At 50.5% G+C, this 16,663-nt stretch carries 13 protein-coding genes; 10 read left to right on the forward strand and 3 right to left on the reverse strand.

Translation table 11 applies throughout. The features are described 5' to 3' along the window. The first annotated feature begins 277 nt into the window (after positions 1-277). The 6 genes from OGV94_RS12580 (at position 278) to OGV94_RS12605 (ending at position 7,193) form a co-directional block, all read left to right on the forward strand. Positions 278-1,909 carry a sensor histidine kinase gene (locus tag OGV94_RS12580; protein WP_043018144.1) on the forward strand — a complete coding sequence of 544 codons (1,632 nt, stop codon included), beginning with the start codon at positions 278-280 and terminating at the stop codon, positions 1,907-1,909. Further along, a complete protein-coding gene (dcuR, locus tag OGV94_RS12585; protein ID WP_043018143.1) occupies positions 1,906-2,625 on the forward strand; it encodes a two-component system response regulator DcuR in 720 nt (239 codons plus the stop codon). Before OGV94_RS12580 ends, dcuR begins: the two co-directional genes overlap by 4 nt. A gap of 297 nt (positions 2,626-2,922) precedes the next feature. Further along, complete coding sequence (locus tag OGV94_RS12590; protein ID WP_221922845.1) at positions 2,923-3,225, forward strand: hypothetical protein; 303 nt, start codon at positions 2,923-2,925, stop codon at positions 3,223-3,225. Between the two features lie 118 nt (positions 3,226-3,343). Beyond that, on the forward strand, positions 3,344-4,684 hold the full coding sequence (gene dcuB, locus OGV94_RS12595; RefSeq protein WP_003031873.1) for an anaerobic C4-dicarboxylate transporter DcuB: 1,341 nt from the start codon (positions 3,344-3,346) through the stop codon (positions 4,682-4,684). Positions 4,685-4,780: 96 nt separating this feature from the next. Further along, complete coding sequence (gene fumA / locus OGV94_RS12600) at positions 4,781-6,427, forward strand: class I fumarate hydratase FumA (RefSeq protein WP_043018142.1); 1,647 nt, start codon at positions 4,781-4,783, stop codon at positions 6,425-6,427. Positions 6,428-6,575: 148 nt separating this feature from the next. Continuing rightward, complete coding sequence (locus OGV94_RS12605; RefSeq protein ID WP_043018141.1) at positions 6,576-7,193, forward strand: DUF2238 domain-containing protein; 618 nt, start codon at positions 6,576-6,578, stop codon at positions 7,191-7,193. Between the two features lie 26 nt (positions 7,194-7,219). Here OGV94_RS12605 and OGV94_RS12610 read toward each other — a convergent pair whose 3' ends face one another. The 3 genes from OGV94_RS12610 to melA all read right to left on the reverse strand — a co-directional run bounded on the left by OGV94_RS12610 (position 7,220) and on the right by melA (position 10,355). Continuing rightward, positions 7,220-7,474: a SemiSWEET transporter gene (locus OGV94_RS12610; protein ID WP_043018140.1), complete on the reverse strand. Its 255-nt coding sequence runs from the start codon at positions 7,472-7,474 to the stop codon at positions 7,220-7,222. Positions 7,475-7,476: 2 nt separating this feature from the next. Further along, complete coding sequence (melB, locus tag OGV94_RS12615) at positions 7,477-8,907, reverse strand: melibiose:sodium transporter MelB (RefSeq protein ID WP_043018139.1); 1,431 nt, start codon at positions 8,905-8,907, stop codon at positions 7,477-7,479. Between the two features lie 92 nt (positions 8,908-8,999). Beyond that, positions 9,000-10,355 (reverse strand): alpha-galactosidase, encoded by a 1,356-nt coding sequence (gene melA / locus OGV94_RS12620; protein ID WP_087052793.1) that lies wholly within the window; start codon positions 10,353-10,355, stop codon positions 9,000-9,002. 269 nt (positions 10,356-10,624) lie between these two features. Between melA and melR the strand changes: the two genes are divergently transcribed. The 4 genes from melR (at position 10,625) to adiC (ending at position 16,603) form a co-directional block, all read left to right on the forward strand. Continuing rightward, positions 10,625-11,557: a transcriptional regulator MelR gene (gene melR / locus OGV94_RS12625; RefSeq protein ID WP_043018137.1), complete on the forward strand. Its 933-nt coding sequence runs from the start codon at positions 10,625-10,627 to the stop codon at positions 11,555-11,557. 237 nt (positions 11,558-11,794) lie between these two features. Further along, the gene (gene adiA / locus OGV94_RS12630; protein ID WP_105179683.1) at positions 11,795-14,062 is read left to right on the forward strand and encodes an arginine decarboxylase; all 2,268 of its coding nucleotides are present in this window, start codon (positions 11,795-11,797) and stop codon (positions 14,060-14,062) included. A gap of 314 nt (positions 14,063-14,376) precedes the next feature. Then, entirely contained in the window at positions 14,377-15,138 is a 762-nt protein-coding gene (locus OGV94_RS12635; RefSeq protein ID WP_043018135.1) for an AraC family transcriptional regulator, read from the forward strand. Between the two features lie 127 nt (positions 15,139-15,265). Next, complete coding sequence (gene adiC, locus OGV94_RS12640) at positions 15,266-16,603, forward strand: arginine/agmatine antiporter (RefSeq protein ID WP_003031853.1); 1,338 nt, start codon at positions 15,266-15,268, stop codon at positions 16,601-16,603. Positions 16,604-16,663: the final 60 nt, after the last annotated feature.

Here is a 16,663-nt window from a genome sequence, read left to right on the forward strand (position 1 = left end):
AATGACAGAAAAATGACTGAGTGCTGCATTCCACAGCAAAACCCCGCCTTATACCCATTTACACACAGAGTTATCCACAATCGTAAGAAAATTAGCGGTCAACATCCCTGAAAAGAAGAGAAAACGAATAAGGAAATCGCTATATAGAAAGAAACTCGCTCTACGGTATATAAAGAAGGAATGCACAGGTAGTCCATGCCCCATCATCCCTACCACCTTTGAATTACGCATCCCATCAGGCGATAATACCCGTACAAACCGTGATTCCAGGACCGTGATGAGACACTCTCTGCAACGTACTGCTATACGTAAACGCCCGATGAAGCTCGGCACTACCGTGATCCTCATGGTCAGTGCGGTACTCTTCTCCGTGCTGCTTGTCGTTCATCTGATTTATTTCTCACAGATCAGCAATATGACGCGCGATGCGTTAGCAGGTAAAGCGCTTGCGGTCGCACGAACGTTGGCAAACTCCCCGGAGATCCGCCAGGGGCTAATGAAAAAGCCTGCGGAAAGCGGCATTCAGGCGATTGCTCAGGCGGTGAATAAGAGCAACGATTTTTTGTTCATCGTCGTCACCGATATGCAAAGCATTCGTTACTCCCACCCCGAAGCACAGCGCATCGGTCAGCCGTTTAAAGGCGATGACATTTTGCTGGCCCTACAAGGTAAAGAGAATGTCGCCATTAATCGCGGATTTCTGGCTAAAGCCCTGCGGGTGTTCACTCCTATATATGACGAACATCACCGGCAAATTGGCGTGGTGGCGATCGGTCTTGAGCTAAGCAGAGTTGCTGAACAGATCAATAACAGCCGCGGCAGCATCATCTGGTCCATCTTATTTGGCGTGCTGGTTGGGCTGCTCGGTACATGGATATTCGTTAAGGTCCTCAAGCGCATTCTGTTTGGTCTGGAACCTTATGAAATCTCCAATCTGTTCGAACAACGCCAGGCGATGCTGCACTCGATAAAAGAAGGCGTCATTGCCGTTGACGAGTGCGGTGAAGTGACGCTGATAAACCAGGCAGCGCAGGAGTTGCTCGATTACCACAAGTCGCAAGACGATGCCCAGCTCTCCACGCTCAGCCACGCGTGGTCACAGGTAGTCGATTTTTCACAGGTACTGCATGACGGAACGCCGCGTCGCGATGAAGAGATCATGGTTAAGGATCGGCTACTCTTAATTAACACCGTTCCGGTACTCAGCAACGGTAAAATCATCGGGGCCATTTCAACGTTCAGAGATAAGACTGAAGTGCGAAAACTGATGCAACGGCTGGACGGCATGGTCAACTATGCCGATGCACTTCGTGAACGATCCCACGAATTCATGAATAAATTGCACGTGATTCTGGGATTATTGCATCTGAAAAGTTATAAGCAGCTTGAAAATTACATCCTGAAGACCGCGAACAATTACCAGGAAGAGATTGGCTCACTGTTAGGAAAAATAAAATCTCCGGTGATCGCAGGATTTTTACTCAGTAAGATTAATCGTACCTCTGATTTAGGCCATAGCCTGGTGATCAGTAATGAAAGCCAGTTGCCAGAAAATAGCAACGAAGATCAGGTGGCGGTGCTGATTACCGTTCTGGGGAATCTGATTGAAAACGCCCTGGAGGCGCTAGGTCAAGAACCTGGCGGTGAGATCAGCGTATCCTTGCATTATCGACACGGCTGGTTGCATTGCGAAGTGAATGACGATGGTCCGGGGATCGCCCCCGAACACATTGAGCACATCTTTGAGAAGGGCGTTTCGTCAAAAGGAACCGAACGGGGCGTAGGTTTAGCGCTTGTTAAACAACAGGTTGAAAACGTTGGCGGTAATATATCCGTCGAGTCTGAACCTGGGATCTTCACCCAATTTTTTGTACAGTTACCGTGGAATGGTGAGAGGGCCAGCAGATGATCAATGTCTTAATTGTCGATGACGATGCAATGGTAGCAGAATTAAACCGCCGTTATGTCGCGCAACTCTCCGGTTTTCATTGCTGCGGCACAGCTTCCACGCTGGAGAAAGCAAAAGAGATAATCTTTCATAGCGGTCATCATATCGATCTGATTTTGCTTGATATTTACATGCAAAAAGAAAACGGTCTGGATCTGTTGCCTGTTCTGCACAGCGAAGGTTGCAAGTGTGATGTCATTGTCATCTCTTCCGCCGCCGATGCGACCACCATCAAAGACTCTCTCCACTATGGTGTCGTTGACTACCTAATCAAACCTTTCCAGGCTTCCCGTTTTGAAGAGGCGCTAACCGGCTGGCTACAGAAGAAAACTGAAATGGAAAAGCATCAGTACTATGAACAGTCTGAGCTTGACCAGTTGATTCACGGTAGCTCCTCTAATGAGCAGGAAGTGCGGCGCCTACCCAAAGGATTAACGCCACAAACATTACGCACGCTGTGCCAGTGGATTGATGAGCATCAGGATCAGGAATTCTCCACCGATGAACTGGCCAACGAGGTCAATATCTCGCGCGTCTCTTGCCGCAAATATCTTATCTGGCTCGTCAATTGTCACATTTTATTTACCAGCATCCATTATGGCGTAACCGGTCGACCGGTTTATCGTTACCGCGTTCAGGCGGAACATTACTCATTGCTTAAACAATATTGCCAATAAAAACAATTGGGGATTATTTGTTATTTGAAGGTAACAATTATTAAAATAATGAAAAATCCCTATTTTACTGGTTCATGCTGCAGAATTATAAATTTGCGTTAGATCAAATATATTTGTATCCGGCATGTTAAATGTATTATTTTAATATTGATTAATGTCACACTGTTTTTAATTTCAAAATCGCTAACAAAAGTTAATTAAGTATTATCTAACTCGCAGAGTGTGTATTTTTACCCATAAAGGATTAGTCTGAAATTAACCAGACATACAAAATCTAGACTGGTAGCAATGGAGACCATGCTACGTACCATGGACACCGTACATTTTTGTGAGCAAATAAAAGTATCCGCACGCCAACCTCATCAAATCATGAAATGGCGTGAGCGTGATCACATAAATAACCCACTCACTCATTCTGTCGGTGGTTCACGTAATAGCGGAAAACGCAAAACAGATAAATTACAGCGTCAACCGCGGCTCTCTATGTCCAGCTCTGCTTCCCATCGCCTGAGGATTCTCTCCTCTGATCAAAGCCACAGAAAAAAGCAAAATATCGCCATAACTTTAAATAAACATTCTAGCAAGACATTTGAACATTAATCGCAAATACGGACATATCGAATACTGACCATTTTTTGATGCCTATTCTGGCAAAAAAGAATGTGGCACAGATCCATTTTTCAAAAAATTGACTGGGTTTTTCGCGAGGGTAAATAAAATGTTATTTAGTATACAACTTCTCATAATATTAATATGTTTGTTTTATGGTGCCAGAAAGGGCGGTATCGCGCTGGGTTTATTAGGCGGTATCGGCCTGGTCATTCTGGTTTTCGTTTTCCATCTCCAGCCGGGTAAACCACCTGTAGATGTCATGCTGGTTATTATTGCCGTGGTGGCCGCATCGGCAACCCTGCAGGCCTCCGGCGGCCTTGACGTTATGCTGCAAATCGCTGAAAAGCTGCTGCGTCGTAACCCAAAATACGTTTCCATCGTCGCCCCGTTCGTGACCTGCACCCTGACGATTCTCTGCGGTACTGGCCACGTGGTATACACCATCCTGCCAATCATTTATGACGTTGCCATTAAGAACAATATTCGTCCGGAACGTCCGATGGCGGCGAGTTCTATCGGTGCGCAGATGGGGATTATCGCCAGCCCGGTTTCCGTCGCCGTTGTGTCACTGGTGGCAATGCTGGGGAACGTCACGTTTGAAGGCAAGCATCTCGAATTCCTCGACCTGCTCAGCATCACCATCCCGTCTACCCTGTTGGGTATCCTGGCGATCGGTATCTTCAGCTGGTTCCGCGGTAAAGATCTGGATAAAGATGAAGAGTTCCAGAAGTTCATTTCCGTACCTGAAAACCACAACTATGTGTATGGCGATACCGCCACGCTGTTAGACAAAAAACTGCCGAAAAGCAACTGGCTGGCCATGTGGATCTTCCTTGCCGCAATCGCCGTGGTTGCCGTGCTCGGCGCGTTCTCTGAGCTGCGTCCTACCTTCAGCGGCAAACCGCTGTCAATGGTACTGGTCATCCAGATGTTCATGCTGCTGACCGGTGCGCTGATTATTATCCTGACGAAGACCAATCCCGCTTCAATATCTAAAAACGAAGTCTTCCGTTCCGGTATGATCGCGATTGTGGCGGTATACGGTATTGCCTGGATGGCCGAAACAATGTTCGGCGCGCACATGACAGAAATCGAAGGTGTGCTGGGCAATATGGTGAAAGAGTATCCGTGGGCCTATGCAATTGTTCTGCTGCTGGTTTCCAAATTTGTAAACTCACAGGCAGCGGCGTTGGCAGCGATTGTTCCGGTCGCGCTGGCAATCGGGGTTGATCCAGCGTACATCGTGGCTTCCGCTCCTGCATGTTACGGTTACTACATTCTGCCGACCTACCCGAGCGACCTGGCGGCTATTCAGTTTGACCGTTCCGGTACCACCCACATCGGCCGCTTCGTTATCAACCACAGCTTTATTCTGCCAGGTTTGATCGGCGTAAGCGTATCCTGTGTCTTTGGTTGGATCTTCGCCGCAATGTACGGTTTCTTGTAATTACAGTTCGCGTGCCGTCCACGTTGGTACGGCACGCCACCGTTAAGACACAGAGAATTTTAAAATTCCTGAGAAAAATGAAAAGGCTGGAAGCAAATGTCAAAAGTTGAATTCACTTACCAGGCGGCTTTCCCACTGGGGGAAGACAAAACTGAGTACTACCTGCTGACATCCGATCACGTCAGCGTCGGCGAGTTTGAAGGCGAAACAATTCTGAAAGTAGCCCCTGAAGCACTTACGCTACTGGCCCAGCAAGCCTTCCACGATGCCTCCTTCATGCTCCGCCCTGAACACCAACAGCAAGTCGCCTCAATTCTCCATGATCCCGAAGCCAGCGAAAACGATAAGTACGTGGCGCTGCAGTTCCTGAGAAACTCCGAAATCGCCGCCAAAGGCGTGTTGCCAACCTGCCAGGACACCGGTACGGCAATTATCATGGGTAAAAAAGGCCAGCGCGTGTGGACCGGCGGCGGCGATGAAGCGGCCCTCTCCAAAGGCGTATTTAATACCTATATCGAAGATAACCTGCGCTACTCGCAAAACGCGGCGCTGGATATGTACAAAGAAGTGAATACCGGCACCAATCTGCCCGCGCAAATCGACCTGTACAGCGTGGACGGTGACGAATACAAATTCCTGTGCGTGGCTAAAGGCGGTGGTTCAGCGAACAAAACCTACCTGTATCAGGAAACCAAAGCGCTGCTGACTCCCGGCAAACTGAAAAACTTCCTGGTTGAGAAAATGCGCACGCTGGGTACCGCAGCTTGCCCGCCGTACCACATCGCCTTCGTCATTGGCGGCACGTCAGCGGAAAGCACCCTTAAAACGGTGAAGCTGGCCAGCACGCATTACTATGACGCACTGCCGACTGAAGGTAATGCTCACGGCCAGGCGTTTCGCGATCTACAACTGGAACAGGAACTGCTGGAAGAAGCGCAAAAACTCGGCCTCGGCGCCCAGTTTGGCGGGAAATACTTCGCGCACGATATCCGCGTGATCCGCCTGCCTCGCCACGGCGCGTCCTGCCCGGTCGGTATGGGCGTCTCTTGCTCCGCAGATCGTAACATTAAGGCCAAGATTAACCGCGAAGGGATTTGGATCGAAAAACTGGAACATAACCCAGCTCAGTACATTCCGGAATCCCTGCGCCAGGCGGGCGAAGGTGAAGTGGTTAAAGTTGACCTCAACCGCCCAATGAAAGAGATCCTCGCCCAGCTCTCTCAGTACCCGGTCTCTACCCGCCTGTCGCTGAGTGGCACCATCATTGTTGGTCGCGATATTGCCCACGCGAAGCTGAAAGAACGTATTGAGTCCGGCGAAGGCCTGCCGCAGTACGTGAAAGATCATCCGATCTACTACGCGGGTCCGGCCAAAACACCTGCGGGTTATCCGTCCGGCTCTTTAGGGCCAACCACCGCGGGTCGTATGGACTCCTATGTTGACCTGCTGCAGTCTCACGGCGGCAGCATGATCATGCTGGCAAAAGGTAACCGAAGCCAGCAGGTGACTGACGCCTGCCACAAACACGGCGGCTTCTATTTAGGCAGCATTGGTGGTCCGGCAGCAGTACTGGCGCAGCAGAGCATTAAGCATCTGGAATGCGTGGAATACCCGGAGCTGGGTATGGAAGCTATCTGGAAAATCGAAGTAGAAGATTTCCCGGCTTTCATTCTGGTCGATGACAAAGGCAACGATTTCTTCCAGCAAATCGTCAGCAAACAATGCGCTAACTGCGCCAGGTAACCCATTCGGCCCGGCACTGGACTGACACCTGTTTTTTTGGCGTCAGTCCAGTGATCCCCCCGGGCCAACTTTATCCCCCCATTTACTGGCGTTGAATTTTTACCGCTCACAGGGAATAGTAACCTTTTCCATTACTTGTGAATTCGCAATGCTCCGCACACTGAACCCCACAATTTTGTACTCTGGCGCGCTGTTCCTGGCGTTGATTCTTATCTACACCGGAATCTCCGCCTCGGAGAAAATAACCTGGCTGATGGAAGTCACGCCGGTCATTATTGTCGTCCCGTTGCTGCTAGTGACCGTTAAGCGCTACCCGCTGACGCCGTTGCTCTACACGCTCATTTTCTTGCACGCCATCATTCTGATGGTCGGCGGTATGTATACCTACGCTAAAGTCCCCGTCGGTTTTCAGGTTCAGGAATGGCTGGATCTCAGTCGTAACCCCTATGACAAGCTGGGTCACTTCTTCCAGGGGCTGGTGCCTGCCCTGACGGCAAGAGAGATCTTAGTGCGCGGTAGTATTGTTCGTGGCCGAAAAATGCTGGCATTTTTGGTCTGCTGCGTAGCGCTGGCGATTAGCGCAATGTATGAACTGATCGAATGGTGGGCGGCGCTGGCAATGGGCCAGGGGGCGGATGATTTTCTTGGTACGCAGGGCGACCCGTGGGATACCCAGTCAGATATGTTCTGCGCTCTGCTCGGCGCATTGACAACGGTGCTGTTATTGGCTGGCTGGCACAACAGACAGTTAAAAACTGCCGGATAGCGCTCACGCTTATCCGGCAGTCTGCCCTACCCATTACGAGATTTGATAACCAGAATCGGCAAGGCGAACAACAGGGTCAGAAAGTTCGCCATGCTGACGGCGGTATCTTCAATCAATAATCCGTAAATCAGCCACAAAACCAGCCCACACACAAACATCACATACATTAAACCGGAGATACCCTGCGTGTTGCGGGTGGTAATGACCTTAATCGCTTGCGGTAAGAAAGAGAGCGTCGTCAGGCAGGCTGCCAAATACCCAATCCACGAATGCCATTCCATAGTTACGCCTTCATATCGCCTGGAGCGGCTACCGCAATAGCCGGGATATCCGGTTGCTCATCGTGCTGCGGCACCTTACGGTACTTATCCAATAAATGGATCTGGATCCTGCGCAGCGTATCGCCGTTAAGTCGGTAAAAACGGAAATAGAGCAGCAGTGTGACGATAAAAAACAATGTGGGCAGGACAATCATAATGAACTGCATTCCGAGGATTGTTTCCGCTGATTGAGGCATATTGGGTACGTAACCAATCAGCCCAAGTACCACTGCAATGAAGAATGCTGCAAACGCTGATCCCCCTTTAACCACCATGGTCTGAACCGAATAGGCAATACTCTCACAGCGAATATTGAATTTGTATTCACCGTAATCGACGGTGTCCGCCACCATAATGACCTGCAACACCCAGAAAAGCGCAGTACCGATATTCAGGAAAATCCCCGCGGTAACGATCAGGAAGGTATTGTGGTACTCCGCCAGAGCCATAATCAGCAATACGCCTGCGCTCAAAACAGGCATCACAGAAGCGCCAGCCCAGAGTATTCGACGAGAAAGCGCTTTCGCCAGGCGTGGGAAGAGGATCAGCGTTAATAAATTCGCTGCGCCGGCATATGACAGGTAATACGGGAAAAGATCTGCATCACCAATAACATAGGTAAAATAGTAGATCGCAAATCCGGTGATAATATTGGCCGCAACATTGTAAGCCAGCGCCATCCCTAACAGGCATGAAAGCTGATCGTTTTTGTAAATCAGCCCGAGAATCGTTTTTAGCGGTAGACGACTGCTATCCGCCGTTGCCTCGCTGTCGGAGGAATAAACTTCATGAACGTTGCGTAATGTGACGAGCGTCGACGCTATGAAGAATGCAATCAGCACCAACGTAAACATCTGGAAACCGAAGCCGCGATCGGCCCCGCCAACATAGCTCACAAAAGGCAGCGTCACGCCCGCGGTGACAAACCCGGCAAGGCTGGCGAAGAAACGGGGGAACGGCACCAGTTGTTCACGCTCGCGTTTATCCAGCGTAATGGTGGGGACCAGCGACCAGAATGGAATATCCATAATGGTGTAAGTCATCCCCCATAATATATACGTCACACAAACAAATACGATTTGCGCCGTCCCCTCAAACAGGTGTGCGCTAAAAAGCAAAAACAGCACCAACGAGTTCGCCAACGTGCCGAGTAAGATCCAGGGTTTAAATTTTCCCCAACGCGACCGGGTGGCATTCACTATCCAACCCATCACCGGATCGTTAAACGCATTCCATATTTTTGCCACCAGGAACAACGTTCCAACGACGCCTACCGATAATCCCACCACGTCGGTGTAGTAATACATCAGGTACATGTACACGATACCGATGGCGAAATCCTTACCAAACGCTCCAAATCCATAACTGAGTTTTGTTGTCAGAGAGATGCTCATAGGGTATCGGGTCGCTGTTACCAGCGCCCGCCTTCTGTAAGAGGAAACGTCAGAGGTTAAACGCCGGATGCTCTGCCCGGCGTGATTGTGTGTTAACGGTGTAACCAGGCCGGCAGCCAGTCGCCGTGAGACGCGATCAGGTCATCCACCAGCGCATAAATCTCCTCAATCCCCAATACCGCAGCGGTATGCGGATCCATCATCGCCGCGTGATAAACACGATCGCGATTTTCTGTCAGGATGGCTTCCGTCAGCAGAGTCTGAACATTGATATTGGTTTGCATCATAGCCGCCAAATGCGACGGGAGAGTACCCACCTTCGTTGGCTGGATACCATTCGCATCGACCAGGCAAGCCACTTCCACACAACAGCCTTGCGGCAGGTTATCGATCAAATGGTCATTACGAACGTTGCCGTATACCACGCTCGGTTCACCGGTCCAGATAGCGTTCATGATAGTGCTGGCATATTCGCGCGACGGTTTAATATCGATTCGCGCTGCCGTTTTGTACTCCTCCAGCTCTTTGTTCCAGTTTGCCAACTGTTCCACGCAGCGTTTTGGGTACTCATCCAGTGGAACCTTATAGCGCTCAATCAGATCCTCACGCCCGGGTTTGATAAACCATGGCGTATATTCGGCGAAATGCTCCGACGACTCGGTGACGAAATAGCCGAGTTTTTTGAACATTTCATAGCGCACAATATTCTGGCAACGCGTATTTCCGTGAATATTCGGTTTAGGCGCCTGACCGGATTCATAAGCCGCCAGCAGTTCCGGATAAAGATTCACATAGGCACCGTCAGCCGTTTTGCGCTCGAGTTCCAGATAAAACGCCATATGGTTGATCCCGGCGCAGCGATAACGCAAAGAGGCTGGGTCGATGTTCAAATCGCGGGCCAGCTCCTCCGCTGTTCCCTGCACCGAATGACACAGTCCAACCTGCTTAATATGCGGATAGCGTGCATACATTGCCCAGGTGTTCATCGCCATCGGGTTAACGTAGTTAAGCATGGTAGCCTGCGGACAAACTTCGGTCATGTCCTCACAAATCTGCCATAAATGCGGGATAGTGCGCAGTGCGCGCATAATACCGCCAGGCCCCAACGTGTCGGCAATCGTCTGCTCCAGACCATGACGTTTACACACCGCAAAATCGGTGACGGTACAAGGTTCATAACCGCCGATCTGGAAAGCCACCACCACAAAATCGGCGTCCTGTAATGCCGCTTTTTGATCGGTATAGCAGGTGATTCGTCCGGACGCGCCCGCTGAGTCCATCAACTTACGCACAACAATGTGTGACTCTTCCAGCCGAGTAGGATTAACGTCCATCAGGGCGACATGCGCAGATTTAAGCGCATCGCGATGAAAAACGTCTCCAAGGATATTTTTGACGAAAATCGTGGAACCGGCGCCGATAAAGGTAATTTTGGGTGCAGACATCATGACTCTCCAGAACATTAGTGAACACAGTCATGGTGGCACAGCGCATAGCTGAAAACTTCCGACTTCCCTGGCGAGCATTCCCATAAACTCAGATCGCCTCTTTGCCCGCTAGTGGATCTGAGTTTATGGGACAAAATTGCTCAAAAAGCAGAGTATGCGGTCCCAAAATCTCGCTATGCTCAATGATATCGGTCCGATTTGTGTCCTGATTCTCAGCCTTAATGCGCAGCAAATGACATGATTCTGATAATTCAGGAAATGGAGCAACCATGAGTACACTACCGACATCGCCTCTTCCCCCCGATCCGCACATGTGCAGTAGCGATGAAGAACAAACTCGCAGCCCATTGTCGCTGTACTCAGAATATCAACGGATGGACATTGAGCTGCGCTCACCGCATGCAATGCCTGCCAGCCACTGGCATGGGCAGGTGGAGATCAATGTGCCGTTTGATGGCGACGTCGAGTATCTTATCAACAACGAAGTGGTGCAGATAAAACAGGGACACATCACGCTATTCTGGGCCTGTACGCCGCATCAGCTCACGCGTCCAGGCAGTTGCCAAAGCATGGCTATCTTCAATTTACCGATGCACCTTTTCCTCTCCTGGCCGCTGGATCGCGAACTGATCAACCACGTTACTCATGGCATGGTCATCAAATCGCTGGCGTCGCAGCAGCTGAGCACCTTTGAAGTTCAGCGCTGGCAACAGGAACTGAGCAACCCGAACGAGCAAATTCGCCAGCTCGCCATTGATGAAATTGGTCTGATGCTCAAGCGGTTTAGCCTTTCCGGCTGGCAGCCTATCCTGGTCAATAAAACCTCGCGGACACACAAAAACAGCGTGTCCCGGCACGCCCAGTTTTACGTCAGCCAAATGCTGAGTTTTATTGCCGATAACTACGACCAGGCGCTCACGATCAACGACGTCGCGGAGCACGTGAAGCTCAACGCCAACTACGCAATGGGGATTTTCCAGCGCGTGATGCAACTCACCATGAAGCAGTACATCACAGCGATGCGCATCAATCACGTCCGCGCATTGCTTAGCGATACCGATAAAACCATTCTCGACGTTGCGTTAACCGCCGGATTCCGATCCAGTAGCCGTTTTTATGACACCTTCAGCAAATTTGTCGGCATGTCGCCGCAGCAGTACCGCAAACTGAGCCAGCAGCGTCGGCAAACAATGGCTGGCTGATATCATTCGCCAATATCAGTATCAGCCAAAAAAATATTCCCCCTGTCGATAAACGGCGGTGAAAAACCGCCAACAAGCGAACATAACCGATTGTTTAAAAACAAATTAAATACAAATCAGCCTATTTTTCATCCGCTTTACAGCTCATTTTGTCAGGATAATACTTGCCTGCGTCACATTCATACGGTGTGTCTGCAATCCATAAATTGCAACCTTTCCACAACCGGGTAAAAGATGATGAAAGTATTAATTGTTGAAAGTGAGTTTCTGCATCAGGACACCTGGATCGGTAGCGCTGTCGAACGTCTGGCTGACGCATTAAGCCGCCAAAATGTTACCGTCATTAAGTCCACCTCATTCGACGATGGTTACGCAATCCTCGCCGCCAATGAAGCCATTGATTGCCTGATGTTCAGCTATCAAATGGAACAACAAGACGAGCACCTGAACGTCAGGCAATTGATCGGCAAGCTCCACGAGCGCCAGCAAAACGTTCCCGTTTTCCTGCTGGGCGATCGCGAAAAAGCCACCGCATCGCTGGATCGCGACCTGCTGGAGCTTGTCGATGAATTCGCCTGGATTCTGGAAGATACCGCAGACTTTATCGCCGGGCGTGCCGTTGCGGCGATGACCCGTTACCGCCAGCAGCTTCTGCCGCCGTTGTTTAGCGCGCTGATGAAGTACGGCGACATCCATGAATACTCCTGGGCCGCGCCAGGCCACCAGGGCGGCGTCGGATTCACTAAAACGCCGGCCGGTCGTTTTTACCATGATTATTACGGCGAAAATTTATTCCGTAGCGACATGGGTATCGAACGCGCATCCCTTGGCTCGCTGCTGGATCACACCGGCGCGTTTGGCGAGAGCGAAAAATATGCCGCCCGCGTGTTTGGCGCTGACCGCTCCTGGTCCGTTGTGGTCGGGACTTCCGGCTCTAACCGCACCATTATGCAGGCTTGCATGACCGACAACGACGTCGTGGTGCTGGATCGTAACTGCCACAAATCTATTGAGCAGGGGCTAATCCTTACCGGAGCAAAACCGGTGTACATGGTGCCAAGCCGCAACCGGTACGGCATTATCGGGCCTATCTACCCGCAGGAAATGCAGCCTGAAACGTTACAGAAAAAAATCAGCGAAAGCCCGCTGACCAAAAGCAAAGTCGGGCAAAAACCGTCTTACAGCGTGGTGACCAACTGTACCTATGACGGTGTTTGTTATAACGCCAAAGAGGCTCAGGATCTGCTCGCGCAAACCAGCGATCGCATCCACTTCGATGAGGCCTGGTACGGCTATGCCCGCTTCAACCCAATTTATGCCGATCACTACGCCATGCGTGGCGCGCCGGGCGATCATAACGGTCCTACCGTTTTTGCCACCCACTCGACCCACAAACTGCTGAATGCGCTCTCTCAGGCATCTTACATTCACGTCCGTGAAGGTCGTGGGGCCGTGAACTTCTCACGCTTCAACCAGGCGTACATGATGCACGCCACCACCTCTCCGCTGTATGCCATTTGCGCATCAAACGACGTGGCGGTTTCCATGATGGACGGCAACAGCGGTCTGTCGCTGACTCAGGAAGTGATCGACGAAGCGGTCGATTTCCGTCAGGCCATGGCACGGTTGTATAAAGAATTCACCGCCGAAGGCGACTGGTTCTTCAAACCGTGGAACAAAGAAGTGGTAACCGATCCGCAGACCGGCAAAACCTATGACTTTGCCGATGCGCCAACCCAACTCCTGACCACTGACCAGAACTGCTGGGTGATGCGTCCGGGTGAATCCTGGCACGGGTTTAAAGACCTGCCGGATAACTGGAGCATGCTGGACCCAATCAAAGTCAGCATTCTGGCGCCGGGGATGGGGGACGATGGCGAACTGGAAGAGAGCGGCGTACCGGCAGCGTTGGTCACCGCCTGGCTTGGCCGCCACGGTATCGTACCGACCCGAACCACTGATTTCCAGATTATGTTCCTGTTCTCAATGGGGATTACTCGTGGGAAATGGGGCACGCTAATCAACACCCTGTGCTCATTCAAACACCATTACGATGCCAATACACCGCTGGCGCAGGTGATGCCGGAACTGGTTGAGGAACATCCTGAAACTTACGCCAGTATGGGCATTCACGATCTGGGCGACACCATGTTTGCCTGGCTGAAAGAGAACAACCCTGGCAGCCGACTCAACGCGGCCTACTCCGGCCTGCCTGTTGCTGACATCACCCCGCGTGAAGCCTATAACGCGATAGTCAGCGATAACGTTGAGATGGTCGCCATTGAAAATCTGCCGGGTCGTATAGCAGCGAATTCCGTGATTCCTTACCCACCGGGAATTCCAATGCTGCTGTCCGGGGAAAACTTTGGCGACGCCAATAGCCCGCAGATTAGTTATCTACGTTCGTTGCAGTCCTGGGACCACCACTTCCCTGGATTTGAACATGAAACCGAAGGAACGGAAATTATTGACGGTGTTTATCACGTCATGTGCGTGAAAGCATAATGTCGCTTTATAGATAGTCCGATGTTTAAGGTAGACATGTCATTCTTGAGTAATTCCTGAGTATTGCTGCAAAACAATAACATTGTCATACCTTTTTGCGCGGGACCACCCCGCGCTTTTTTTATACGCAAATAGCACGTTTCCACTTGCGTACAAAATTGTGTACATAAGAAAAATCCCGCAACCATTGTAATTAATTTCAGACACGTTATTTTATTGCAGTCCTGGTTTCATCATACAATTTCAATTTAGCCGATATGGTTCATCTGATGATGGGCTACGGTGTTTTATGTTCATATTCCTGGAGTTTGGGTATGAGGGTTTGCAGCAGAGCAGCTTGTGTTGTTGTATTAGCGGAGAAGGATGTTTGGTTAAGGATTAACGGTAAAGAAGCCATCAGCTTAAAAACTAATCATATGGCGTTGGTGGCATGCGATAATAATATTATCGATTTCTCATCACTTAATAACGCACTGGTCGTACATATCAGTCGCGATATCATTAAAGACTATCTGCGATTTTTAAATAAAGACCTTTCACAGATTCCACTCTGGCAACGGAGTGCCAACCCAGTGATGACCGCCGCGTGTCTGACGCCGGATGTCTTCCGTGTTGCCGCCCAACACAGCGTTATGGACACAGTGGACGAAGGTGAAAGTGAGCGCACACGCTCGCTACTGTTCACGGTGTTATCACGTTTTCTCGGCAGCAAAAAGTTTATTTCTCTGCTCATGCATATACTACGTAGTCGTATCAGCGACAGCGTCTATCACATTATTGAGAGCGATATACATAAAGACTGGAATTTAAGCATGGTCGCCAGTTGCTTATGCCTGAGTCCCAGTTTGTTAAAGAAAAAGCTCAAAAGTGAAAATACAAGTTACAGCCAAATAATTACCACATGTCGCATGCGTTATGCCGTCAATCAGTTATTGATGGACGGCAAAAACATTTCCCAGGTATCTCAACTGTGCGGATATAACAGTACTTCATACTTTATTTCTGTATTCAAAGAGTTCTATGGAATGACGCCACTGCATTATGTCAGTCAACATAGGGAGCCATCCGCTGCCTGATTTTTAATCAGATAGCGATAAGCCATAATAATATCAGCATTAGCGATACCCCCAGTCCGTCACCATAAAATAGTCTTCTGAAGAGGTATGATTAAGCGTCATTTATCCTTATCAGGAGTTAAAAAATATGTCGACGGATGCTGATGCTCACAAAGTGGGCTTAATCCCCGTCACCCTTATGGTGTCGGGGAATATTATGGGTTCCGGTGTATTCCTGCTGCCCGCAAACCTTGCGTCAACTGGCGGGATTGCAATCTACGGATGGTTGGTCACTATTATCGGTGCTTTAGCACTGTCGATGGTGTACGCAAAAATGTCGTCCTTAGACTCCAGTCCCGGTGGTTCTTATGCTTATGCCCGCCGCTGTTTCGGTCCTTTTTTAGGCTATCAGACTAACGTGCTGTACTGGCTGGCGTGCTGGATTGGTAACATCGCCATGGTGGTCATTGGCGTCGGTTATCTGAGCTACTTCTTCCCCATCTTAAAAGATCCGCTGGTCCTGACGCTGACCTGCGTCGTGGTGCTGTGGATCTTCGTATTGCTGAACATTGTCGGACCGAAAATGATCACCCGTGTGCAGGCCGTCGCAACGGTACTGGCGCTGGTGCCAATTGTCGGTATTGCCGTTTTCGGCTGGTTCTGGTTCCGCGGTGAAACCTATATGGCGGCCTGGAACGTCAGCGGCATGAACACCTTCGGCGCAATTCAAAGCACTCTGAACGTCACCTTGTGGTCATTTATCGGAGTGGAAAGCGCCTCCGTCGCGGCAGGCGTGGTTAAAAATCCCAAACGTAACGTGCCTATCGCCACTATGGGCGGCGTGCTGATTGCCGCCGTGTGCTATGTGCTCTCCACCACGGCGATTATGGGTATGATCCCTAACGCGGCGCTGCGTGTTTCAGCTTCTCCGTTCGGTGATGCCGCACGTATGGCGCTGGGTGACACCGCAGGGGCGATTGTCTCCTTCTGTGCCGCGGCCGGGTGCCTTGGTTCTCTGGGCGGCTGGACGCTGCTTGCCGGGCAAACCGCCAAAGCGGCAGCCGATGACGGCCTGTTCCCACCCATTTTTGCCCGCGTGAACAAAGCGGGTACGCCAGTTGCCGGATTAATTATCGTCGGCATCCTGATGACCATCTTCCAGTTCAGCAGTATGTCGCCGAACGCAGCGAAAGAGTTTGGTCTGGTCTCTTCGGTCTCCGTTATCTTCACCCTGGTGCCGTATCTTTACACCTGCGCCGCGCTGCTGCTGCTCGGCCATGGCCACTTCGGTAAAGCGCGTCCGATGTACTTACTGGTGACCTTTATCGCCTTTGTCTACTGCATCTGGGCGGTAGTCGGTTCCGGCGCCAAAGAGGTGATGTGGTCGTTCGTTACGCTGATGATCATCACCGCGCTGTACGCACTGAACTACAATCGGATCCATAAAAACCCGTATCCACTGGATGCCCCGGTAAACAATAACTAACGCAAACAGTCGTCAGCCCGATGGCATAGGATCATCGGGCTGACGCCTTCCCCCGTTATT

It is taken from the genome of Citrobacter sp. Ce006, assembly GCF_030336535.1.
Taxonomy (GTDB): Bacteria; Pseudomonadota; Gammaproteobacteria; order Enterobacterales; family Enterobacteriaceae; genus Citrobacter; species Citrobacter europaeus.

Excerpts from the sequence above, each read along its gene's own strand:
- OGV94_RS12635 (WP_043018135.1), top strand. The coding sequence starts at position 14,377 with ATGAGGGTTTGCAGCAGAGCAGCTTGTGTTGTTGTATTAGCGGAGAAG.
- OGV94_RS12590 (WP_221922845.1), top strand. The coding sequence starts at position 2,923 with ATGCTACGTACCATGGACACCGTACATTTTTGTGAGCAAATAAAAGTA.
- melA (WP_087052793.1), bottom strand. The coding sequence starts at position 10,355 with ATGATGTCTGCACCCAAAATTACCTTTATCGGCGCCGGTTCCACGATT.
- adiC (WP_003031853.1), top strand. The coding sequence starts at position 15,266 with ATGTCGACGGATGCTGATGCTCACAAAGTGGGCTTAATCCCCGTCACC.
- OGV94_RS12580 (WP_043018144.1), top strand. The coding sequence starts at position 278 with ATGAGACACTCTCTGCAACGTACTGCTATACGTAAACGCCCGATGAAG.
- dcuB (WP_003031873.1), top strand. The coding sequence starts at position 3,344 with ATGTTATTTAGTATACAACTTCTCATAATATTAATATGTTTGTTTTAT.
- melB (WP_043018139.1), bottom strand. The coding sequence starts at position 8,907 with ATGAGCATCTCTCTGACAACAAAACTCAGTTATGGATTTGGAGCGTTT.
- melR (WP_043018137.1), top strand. The coding sequence starts at position 10,625 with ATGAGTACACTACCGACATCGCCTCTTCCCCCCGATCCGCACATGTGC.
- dcuR (WP_043018143.1), top strand. The coding sequence starts at position 1,906 with ATGATCAATGTCTTAATTGTCGATGACGATGCAATGGTAGCAGAATTA.
- OGV94_RS12610 (WP_043018140.1), bottom strand. The coding sequence starts at position 7,474 with ATGGAATGGCATTCGTGGATTGGGTATTTGGCAGCCTGCCTGACGACG.
- adiA (WP_105179683.1), top strand. The coding sequence starts at position 11,795 with ATGAAAGTATTAATTGTTGAAAGTGAGTTTCTGCATCAGGACACCTGG.
- fumA (WP_043018142.1), top strand. The coding sequence starts at position 4,781 with ATGTCAAAAGTTGAATTCACTTACCAGGCGGCTTTCCCACTGGGGGAA.
- OGV94_RS12605 (WP_043018141.1), top strand. The coding sequence starts at position 6,576 with ATGCTCCGCACACTGAACCCCACAATTTTGTACTCTGGCGCGCTGTTC.